Source organism: Klebsiella sp. TF21-TM (assembly GCF_019753495.1).
Classification (GTDB): domain Bacteria; phylum Pseudomonadota; class Gammaproteobacteria; order Enterobacterales; family Enterobacteriaceae; genus Klebsiella; species Klebsiella quasipneumoniae.
Genome location: NZ_JAIJYL010000084.1, coordinates 1 through 2341, shown reverse-complemented (window position 1 = coordinate 2341; position 2341 = coordinate 1). Strand labels below are relative to the sequence as shown.

Genomic DNA, 2341 nt, shown 5'->3' with positions numbered 1-2341 from the left:
GCTGATAGAAACAGAAGCCACTGGAGCACCTCAAAAACACCATCATACACTAAATCAGTAAGTTGGCAGCATCACCCGCCAGATAATAGTGTTGCAAATAAAACAGATTTTTTAAACATATAAAATACCATCAATGAAGTGATTAAGAAGTTATAGAGTAACAGAGAATTAATAAGATTCTTTTCTCTGAGACGCCAGAATATTTGTTCTGGCGTCTGATTTTGAGTTTATTTGACTAATGAAAATAGATCATTGAGTGATTCGCTCATCGACGGATGAGTAAATATCTGATCGCGTAATATGCTATAAGGCAGCCCGGCATCCATCACCATTTTCACTATATTGATCATCTCGTGGGAGTCAACACACAGCAGTGATGCCCCTAATATACGTTGGGTTTTATTATCAACAATCGCTTTTAATACCCCACGGGTATCGTTCATCACTCTGGCGCGCGGAATTGCAGCTACAGGCAATGTCACCACCTGAATATCAGCACCACTCTCTCTGGCTTGTTCTTCTGTCATACCAACCCTGGACAGGGGCGGTGTCATAAATACGGAATAAGGCACATTTTTCCGATCATCAGTACTACGTTTGCCTTCACCCAGTAACTCATCACGTACAATGCGGTAATCATCCAGTGATATGTAAGTAAATTGCAGCCCGCCGGTAACATCTCCCATCGCCCAAATATTGTCTGCGGTGGTATGTAATCGCTTGTCAACGACAATTGCCCCGCGCTCGTTTACTGCGATACCGGCATTTTCTGGATGTAACGAAGCGGTAGCCGGTTGACGACCGGAAGCTATTAACAGTGCATCCACCGCCAGTTGGGCGTGCTCGCTATGCACTTGCACTTGATTTTCATGGTGACTGATTCGCTCCACATGGGCATTGAGGATAATATCGACGCCCTGATCGCGTAAAATCGTCGCGATATTATCAGCAATATCCCGATCTTCCCGAGGCAAAAACAGCGAAGCTGACTCTAAAATGGTTACTTTGCTGCCAAAATTAGCGAACATAGAGGCGAACTCAACACCAATATATCCGCCGCCCAAAATACCTAAATGCCCAGGCAATTCTTTTAGATTAAGTAATCCGGTGCTGTCATATACACCAGGTGTGGTGGTAATTCCAGGAATTGGCGGAACCACGGCTTGTGCACCGGTATTAATAAAAATTTTCTCGCCATGAATCTCCAGATTTCCCTCAGGCCGATGAACACGCAGGCTATGATTATTGATAAACTCCGCCTGGCCGTCGATCACGTCGATATTGGGCATATCCGCAAGATTATGAAAATTCTTATTACGTAAAAAATTAACCACTTCATTTTTACGCTGTATGGCACGGACAAAATCTGTGTGCTGCTGTGCGTCATGAACCAATGTTTTGGTTGGGATACAGCCGATATTAATACAGGTCCCGCCATACATTGCATTTGATTGTTCGATGAGAGCCACACGCCAACCTGCTTTTGCCAGCGTGACGGCTAATGTTTTTCCAGCCTTGCCAAAACCAATAATAACTGCCTGATATTTATTCATGATGATTTCCTGTCGAAACGCGTTCATTTGACATCATGACTATAGGACGCAAAAGGTGACACTGCCAACTTACTGATTTAGTGTATGATGGTGTTTTTGAGGTGCTCCAGTGGCTTCTGTTTCTATCAGCTGTCCCTCCTGTTCAGCTACTGACGGGGTGGTGCGTAACGGCAAAAGCACTGCCGGACATCAGCGCTATCTCTGCTCTCACTGCCGTAAAACATGGCAACTGCAGTTCACTTACACCGCTTCTCAACCCGGTACGCACCAGAAAATCATTGATATGGCCATGAATGGCGTTGGATGCCGGGCACCTGCCCGCATTATGGGCGTTGGCCTCAACACGATTTTACGTCACTTAAAAAACTCAGGCTGCAGCCGGTAACCTCGCGCATACAGCCGGGCAGTGACGTCATCGTCTGCGCGGAAATGGACGAACAGTGGGGCTATGTCGGGGCTAAATCGCGCCAGCTCTGGCTGTTTTACGCGTATGACAGGTTCCGGAAGACGGTTGTTGCGCACGTATTCGGTGAACAACGCACTATGGCGACGCTGGGGCGTCTTATGAGCCTGCTGTCACCTTTTGACGTGGTGATATGGATGACGGATGGCTGGCCACTGTATGAATCCCGCCTGAAGGGAAAGCTGCACGTAATCAGCAAGCGATATACGCAGCGAATTGAGCGGCATAACCTGAATCTGAGGCAGCACCTGGCAAGGCTGGGACGGAAGTCACTGTCGTTCTCAAAATCGGTGGCGCTGCATGACAAGGTCATCGGGCATTATCT

Annotated in this window: 2 protein-coding genes; one reads left to right on the top strand and one right to left on the bottom strand. The window is 47.0% G+C overall.

The features are described from left to right. Positions 1–227 precede the first annotated feature (227 nt). Positions 228–1553: a reactive chlorine resistance oxidoreductase RclA gene (gene rclA, locus K5R89_RS26895; protein ID WP_021512928.1), complete on the bottom strand. Its 1326-nt coding sequence runs from the start codon at positions 1551–1553 to the stop codon at positions 228–230. A 109-nt stretch (positions 1554–1662) separates the two neighbouring features. Here rclA and K5R89_RS26890 point away from each other — a divergent pair. Beyond that, a protein-coding gene (locus K5R89_RS26890; protein WP_309248075.1) for an IS1 family transposase occupies positions 1663–2341 on the top strand; the annotation gives its coding sequence in 2 pieces (ribosomal slippage) (positions 1663–1912 and positions 1912–2341; 680 coding nt annotated over the 2 pieces). This gene is flagged as partial in the annotation.

Coding starts and splice junctions, on each gene's coding strand:
- rclA (WP_021512928.1), bottom strand. CDS start 1,553: ATGAATAAATATCAGGCAGTTATTATTGGTTTTGGCAAGGCTGGAAAA.